The following is a 6,992-nucleotide window of genomic DNA, read 5'->3' as shown; positions in this document are numbered from 1 at the left end:
TGTGCTGAGTGTGGCACATGGCATGATAGAGATATCAATGCTGCTAAGAACATCCTTGCGGTCGGGCTTGACCGTCTAGCTGTAGGAATCCCCTCGGTTTAGCGAGGGGAGGAAGTCAAATAAGAGTACGCTTAGCTTATTAATTCCTCTTTTTTAATGAATAATGATGGTTAGTTACTCTAACCTGATTTAAAACAGCCAGTTTCTTTTCGAGGAGACTGGCTTTTAATCTTATTGGGTCTCTATATATTTTATGTCAAACAAACAAACGACTCCTGTTGATAAGCAGCCCATGCCGGTGGCTTGGATTATGATGCTAGGGCTCATTGTGGCTATTGGTCCGTTATCGATAGATATGTATCTACCAGCCTTGCCAACAATGGCCAAAGATTTTGGGGTGAGTACCGCTCAGATTTCAAACTCGGTGCCGGCGTATTTTGTGGGGTTGGTTTTTGGTCAGCTTATTTACGGGCCATTAAGTGACCGTGTTGGCCGAGTAAAGCCTCTTTACTTTGGTATGACGTTATATGTTATCGCCTCACTAATATGTGCCACCACAGACAGTCAATATGTGTTGTTTGCTGCCCGTACGCTACAAGCCTTGGGGGCGTGTGTCGGTGCCGTGGTCACTCGAGCTGCCATTCGGGATACCATGCCACCGCGTCAAATGGCAAAAGCCTTCTCAATTATGGTTCTGGTCATGGGATTGGCGCCTATTTTAGCCCCGTCCTTGGGTGCTGCTTTTTTAAGGTTTTTTGATTGGCATGCTATTTTTTGGTTTTTAGCCGCTTTTGGGGTATTAAACCTGCTACTAACCAAGTTCTTTTTTAAAGAGACCTTAACAGAAGAAAACCGCAGCATTCGCCCCTTAAATACCATATTAGCTCAATATGTGGATCTGTTGAAAGATCCTTCTTTTGGTTACCCTGCTGTGGGCGCTGGACTGTTGATGGGTTCCATGTTTGTCTATATTAATGCTGCGCCAGAGTTACTGATGGATGGCTATGGGCTGACAGAAAGTCAATTTAGCCTTATATTTGGAATAAATGCCGCTGGATTTATTTTATTAACCCAAGTAAATCAGTTTTTGACCAACCGCTTCCGCCTTATTTCACTGCTGCGTTTTGGGGCCACGCTACAGACGATAGCCGCGAGTTGTTTGTTATTTTTAGGTGTGCTTTATGGCTCAGAAGCTTGGTTGCCCTTGGTGCTGATATGTATCTTCTTTTGTATTTCAGGCTTAGGGTTAACTCAGCCTAATGCTTCAGCGATTGCTTTAGCCTTTCAGAAGCATCGTGCTGGTATGGCCAGTGCCTTACAAGGCTCACTGATGTTCTGTGTGGGTATTTTTGGTGGACTTTTACTGAATCTATTTCCAGTCAATCCAGTGTTTAAACTGGGAGCAACCATGACGATATTAATGGGTTTGGGTACCTTTTCAGTGTACAGGGTAGATAGAAAGCTTAACTTGGATAGCGCGGACTGATACCGCCGATAATTAGAGTCGTAAAGCTCATTGAATTAAGATAAATCTATTAATTAAAAAGACCTTTTGGTATGAGCCGAAAGGTCTTTTTAGTTTTAATCTTCAATACTACCAAACTGGAGGACGCCATAAAGGACTGTGCCAGCCATAAGGACCGTAACCATAACGGCCATATCCCCAAGGATAGGGAGTGCTTAGATACTCCATATCTCGTTGGCGTAGATAGTAATAACGACCTTGATTGTAAGCCTCTTCTAGTTTCTCAATGTCCTGTAATGGGCACACCGGTTGCCAAGCGTAGCCCTCACGCCCCAGCTTATAGGCATTTAATTCGGTACAGAATTGTTTTAGGCCCTGTTGTCGTCCTTCTTCCCATAACACGCGATTAGGCACACTCCCTGGCACGGGCGTGCAGCTCTCTATATGTTTTGCAAAATAGGCTCCTGAACGGCCTACGATGCCATCGGCATAGCCAATCTCCGACCAGTTACCAGCTTGACATTGCTCAGGAGACAAGGCTTGAGTAGTAGCACATCCGGGCAGCAGGGCGAGGGCAGTGCTTAACAGACCACCGGCTAAAGTTATTCGCATTATATTCATGTGGGTTGCTCCTGAGTAAGAATGCCAAGGTAGGAAGTAATAAGGTAAGAAATGAACAGTTCCTAAAGCGCCTCTATAGATTAAAAACTATTAGATAGCTTTTTAAAAATATTAATAAATACCTTGGGTTAGGTGCTTATAGAATACTTTTCTTCTGTTATTATGTATGGTGACTCATTTAAGCAACAAAGTTAATAGTTAAATATTGAATTTACGTTAAATCACGTATATATAAGTAGTATAGGAAGGATAACCTAGTTTTTAAATAATAATAGGCATAATTATGAAGACAGTATTAGTGGCAAATCAAAAAGGAGGGTGTGGTAAAACCTCAGTGGCAATCACTTTGGCCGCCGCTTTAGCAAATCAAGGCCAAACCGTAGCGTTAGCAGATGCCGATCCCCAGAAATCTAGCTTACGGTGGTTAAAACAGCGCCCAGACACCGCCGCGAAAATTTATGCTGTAGATTGGCGAGATGAAGAAGAGATTGGCGAACTTCCCAAAAAAGCAGCCAAAAAGCTAGGTAAAAAAGATTGGTTAATTATTGATGCGCCAGGCTCGTTAACCGCTGATCATGCTGAGTCTTTAATTAGTGAGGCCAAAGCCATTTTAATTCCAGTGCTGCCTTCTATCTTCGATGCTGACAGTACCAAGCAGTTTTTAAAGTCCATTCAAGACATCAAGCGTATTCGTAAAGGCAAGGTTGATATTCATTTATTAGCCAATCGCGTTCGTCCTCAGAGTAGCACCAATCAAACTTTACAGAGTTTCTTTACGGAAATAGGTCAACCCCCCTTAGCTTGGCTCAGTGAAAGAAGTTTGTACCCCCAGTTGGCGGAACAAGGCCTGAGCATTTTTGATTTTAATCAGAAACGCTATCGTGACGTGCAAGCGCAGTGGCAGCCCGTAATGGATGCTTTGATGCCAAAAGTGGCGAGTAAATACGAAGAGGTATTGGCAGACAGTACGATACCTGCTACTTTAGAGAAGTTGGCAAACAGCAGCAATGATCAGGAAAATGCATTAAAAAAAGCAGGTGATGGCTCAACATGGTATGAATAACCACAAAAACCTACTAAACTAGCGCCTTATTTATTCTATAACTGTTGATTGCTGTTATGACTGACAGCGAGTCAAAATTACGGGGAAACTATGGGTACCTGGATAGCCATCGCTATTGGTATGTTTGTATTGGGCACAATTATGGCGCTAAAGCCTAGTGTTGTTGATATGCGTTTAGATAAACTGTGTATGACTGCGAGAAAGTTGGAGTTAAACCCTAAAGTTGTTGCCTGTCCCGATTGGGTTCGCGGCCGCAATAATGAGTTTGGAAAAGGGATGATCGGACAGTACTCTCTTATCATGGATGATATGAAGTTTCCTGAAACCCACTATCAAGTGGTTGATGGGGTTTTGAAGTTTGAGAATACTCAAGCTCAAGGCTCAGATGTAAATTCTCACTCCTCCTCTATAGATGAGTCACATTCGACCTCTAAACAGCGGCTCGCTCAGCGTTTGGAAGGCGAACCCCTAAATCTACCTCCTAGTATGGCGCCCTTGGTTAAGGGGGTCTATCTTAAAGCCAATAGTCTGGTAGTATTTTGGCAGGACGGCAGTTATGTGCAGCCCGCTACCAATCCAAACTTTAAGATGCAACAAATTGAACCTGAGCTATCCGCTTTAAAGTCAACCATGCAGAGTTGGGCCCAAAAGCTGGTCAGTAAAGACAGTTAAAAGGCTCAAAATTGTCTCAATTTGTACAATAGTGGGCTGCTGCTCTTGAAAAACTCGGTTGACAGCGCAACTGTTAGCAGTGTAACGTCAAAGCAACTTTTGGCATTCAGCCTTATTTAATAGTAGCTGCCCTGCTTATAACCCATACATAACAAATATAATTTATAAAAAAGATTACTTAGGATTGTGATATCAATGGCTAAAACCACCGGTAAAAAAACAGCATCGACCTCTTCAGCCAGTGCCAAAGGTAAGTCACTGGTTATTGTGGAGTCTCCTGCAAAAGCGAAAACCATCAATAAATATTTGGGTGACGACTTTATTGTCCGCTCAAGTATTGGTCATGTGCGTGATTTGCCAACCAGCAGCGGTGCCAAGAAAAAAGCCACCAAGGCTGATGAAGACTTAACTAAAGAAGAAAAAGCACAGCAAGCCTTGGTGCGCAGAATGGGCATTGACCCAGAGCATGGCTGGAAAGCGGTGTATGAAGTCTTGCCTAGCAAAACCAAAGTTATTAAAGAATTAAAAGCCCTGGCCAAAGATGCAGATAAGATTTATCTGGCAACGGATTTGGATAGAGAAGGGGAGGCCATTGCTTGGCACTTACGTGAAGTGATCGGCGGTGATGACAGCAAATACCAAAGAGTAGTGTTTAACGAGATTACCAAATCTGCCATCCAAAACGCGTTTAAAGAGCCAGGTAAGCTAGATATTGACCGAGTCAATGCTCAGCAAGCTCGCCGCTTTTTAGACCGTGTGGTGGGTTTTATGGTCTCCCCTTTATTGTGGCAAAAAATTGCCCGTGGTCTATCTGCAGGACGAGTACAGTCGGTAGCGACTCGTCTTGTGGTAGAGCGTGAGCGTGAGATCCGTGCCTTTATTCCAGAAGAATATTGGCAAATCCATGCTGACACCACTATGAAAGGTAGTGACAATGCCAATGTGGCAGAAGATACGCCGATTCGTCTAGAAGCGGTTAAACAAAATGGCAAGACGCTTAAGCTTGAGAATAAACAGCAAACTGACGCGGTACTTGAAGTTCTTAGACCCGCCAAATATGTGGTTAAAGAGCGCGAAGAAAAACCCACTCAGTCCAAACCAGGTGCGCCTTTTATCACCTCGACTTTGCAGCAAGCCGCCAGTACTCGCTTGGGCTTCCCAGTCAAGAAAACCATGATGTTGGCGCAGCGTCTGTATGAAGCGGGTCATATTACTTATATGCGTACTGACTCTACCTTCTTATCGGCTGATGCCTTGGCGGGAGTTCGCGGCTTTATCGAGGACAGCTATGGCAAAAAATATTTGCCAGAGAAGCCCAACTTTTATGGCAGTAAGCAGAATGCTCAAGAGGCTCACGAAGCAATCCGTCCGAGCAATGCCAATCTAAAATCAACTCAGTTGAAAGGCGTTGAGCGTGATGCCATTCGTCTTTATGAGTTGATCTGGCGTCAGTTTGTGGCTTGTCAGATGTTACCGGCCAAATATAAGTCAGTTAACTTGTTGGTTGAAGCGGGTAACGTGGAGCTAAAAGCCCGTGGTCGTACCATGATTTTTGATGGTTATACCAAGGTTATGCCACCCGCAAAAACAGATGATACCTTACTGCCTGATGTTAAACAGGGTGATGAGCTGAATCTAATTAAGCTTGACCCTAGCCAGCATTTTACCAAGCCGCCAGCGCGTTATACTGAAGCTAGCTTGGTTAAAGAGCTTGAGAAAAAGGGCATTGGCCGTCCCTCTACTTATGCTTCAATTATCTCGACCATTCAAGACCGGGGTTACGTCAGATTAGAGAACAAGCGGCTATATGCTGAGAAAATGGGTGATATTGTCACCGATCGTCTGACTGAAAGCTTCCCAGAGCTGATGGATTATACCTTCACTGCAGGTCTAGAGGATGAGTTAGACCATGTTGCGCAAGGGGACCAAGACTGGAAGGCGGTTCTTGACGACTTCTATGGTGACTTCAAAAACAAACTTGAACATGCCAAAGAAAAAGACGGTATGCGTCCTAATGATCCAACAGATGTGCCTGATGTGCACTGTGATCTATGTGATCGACCGATGCAGCTGCGTAATGGCTCAACTGGGGTGTTCTTAGGCTGTACCGGTTATAACTTGCCCCCCAAAGAGCGCTGTAAAGGCACCAAAAACTTAATGCCTGTTGAGGCCTTTGCTAACTTAGACGACAGTGAGATTGATGAAACCGTTGAAGTCAAAGAGTTGATGGAGAAAAAACGCTGTCCAAAATGTAGCACTGCAATGGATGGCTACATTGTCGATGGTGGCTTAAAACTACATATTTGCGGGAATAACCCAGATTGTGATGGTTATCTGCTAGAAGAAGGTAAGTTTGAAGTCCCAGGGTCTGATGCACCAACTATTGATTGTAATAAATGTGATGGTCAAATGGAGCTAAAAACCGGACGCTTTGGTCCTTACTTTGCGTGTAACAAATGTGATAACACGCGTAAAGTGTTGAAAAATGGTGAGCCTGCGCCACCCCGTATGGACCCAATCGATATGCCTCAGTTGAGGTCGACCAAGCATGACGACCATTTCATCTTACGTGAGGGCGCGGCGGGCTTGTTCTTGGCAGCGTCTAAGTTCCCGAAAGTACGGGAGACCAGACCCCCGAAATTGGCTGAGCTGCGTAGTATCCAAGATCAAATGGAAGACAAGTTCCAGTACTTGTTCAAAGGTCCAGATGAAGACCCAGAGGGCAACCCAACGATTCTACGTTGGTCACGTAAGCAAAAAGAGCAGTATATTGGCTCGGAAAGCTTAAAGACTGGCAAGGCGACCCGTTGGGGTGTTTACTGGCGTAATGGCGAGTGGGTTGAAGAGTAGGGTTTAAGCCACTGGCTACTTGCTTACTTGCTTAAGTTAAATAAAGACTACAAGTGTATTAAAAGAAAAGGCCCAACACTTTTGACCTCCTCCCCTCGCTAAACCGAGGGGATTCCTACAGCTAGACGGTCAAGCCCGACCGCGAGGATGTTCTTAGCAGCATTGATATCTCTATCATGCCATGTGCCACACTCAGCACAAGCCCATCCTCTTATTCGCAAGCCTGCTCTACCCTCAAGCTACTATCACTTATTTTATGGCAGTACGAGCAGGTCTGGGTAGTGTAACTCTCATTTACCATCTCAAGCTGACAACCTGCAT

Annotated in this window: 4 protein-coding genes and 3 pseudogenes; 5 read left to right on the top strand and 2 right to left on the bottom strand. The window is 44.5% G+C overall.

The genetic code is table 11. From position 1 onward, the window contains the following. Together A1019T_RS13525 and A1019T_RS02295 are read left to right on the top strand one after the other, a co-directional pair. Window positions 1-102, top strand: a pseudogene (locus A1019T_RS13525) (RNA-guided endonuclease TnpB family protein); the annotation flags it as partial. Between the two features lie 151 nt (window positions 103-253). After that, complete coding sequence (locus A1019T_RS02295) at window positions 254-1,486, top strand: multidrug effflux MFS transporter (protein ID WP_077450243.1); 1,233 nt, start codon at window positions 254-256, stop codon at window positions 1,484-1,486. 108 nt (window positions 1,487-1,594) lie between these two features. On the opposite strand, the gene A1019T_RS02290 is transcribed toward A1019T_RS02295, so the two are convergent. Continuing rightward, a complete protein-coding gene (locus tag A1019T_RS02290) occupies window positions 1,595-2,086 on the bottom strand; it encodes a DUF2799 domain-containing protein (RefSeq protein WP_077450242.1) in 492 nt (163 codons plus the stop codon). Window positions 2,087-2,369: 283 nt separating this feature from the next. Between A1019T_RS02290 and A1019T_RS02285 the strand changes: the two are divergent. From A1019T_RS02285 to topA, 3 genes and pseudogenes are all read left to right on the top strand, one after another. Continuing rightward, window positions 2,370-3,011: pseudogene (locus A1019T_RS02285) on the top strand (ParA family protein); the annotation flags it as partial. A gap of 228 nt (window positions 3,012-3,239) precedes the next feature. After that, window positions 3,240-3,821, top strand: coding sequence for a hypothetical protein (locus A1019T_RS02280; protein ID WP_077450240.1), 582 nt, complete (start codon window positions 3,240-3,242; stop codon window positions 3,819-3,821). A gap of 195 nt (window positions 3,822-4,016) precedes the next feature. Further along, complete coding sequence (topA, locus tag A1019T_RS02275) at window positions 4,017-6,671, top strand: type I DNA topoisomerase (RefSeq protein WP_077450239.1); 2,655 nt, start codon at window positions 4,017-4,019, stop codon at window positions 6,669-6,671. 98 nt (window positions 6,672-6,769) lie between these two features. On the opposite strand, the pseudogene A1019T_RS02270 reads toward topA, so the two are convergent. Further along, window positions 6,770-6,992, bottom strand: a pseudogene (locus A1019T_RS02270) (zinc ribbon domain-containing protein); the annotation flags it as partial.

Origin of the sequence: Psychrobacter piechaudii, from assembly GCF_900162825.1 — a bacterium.
GTDB lineage: Bacteria > Pseudomonadota > Gammaproteobacteria > Pseudomonadales > Moraxellaceae > Psychrobacter > Psychrobacter piechaudii.
This window is presented reverse-complemented; position numbering and strand designations above follow the sequence as displayed.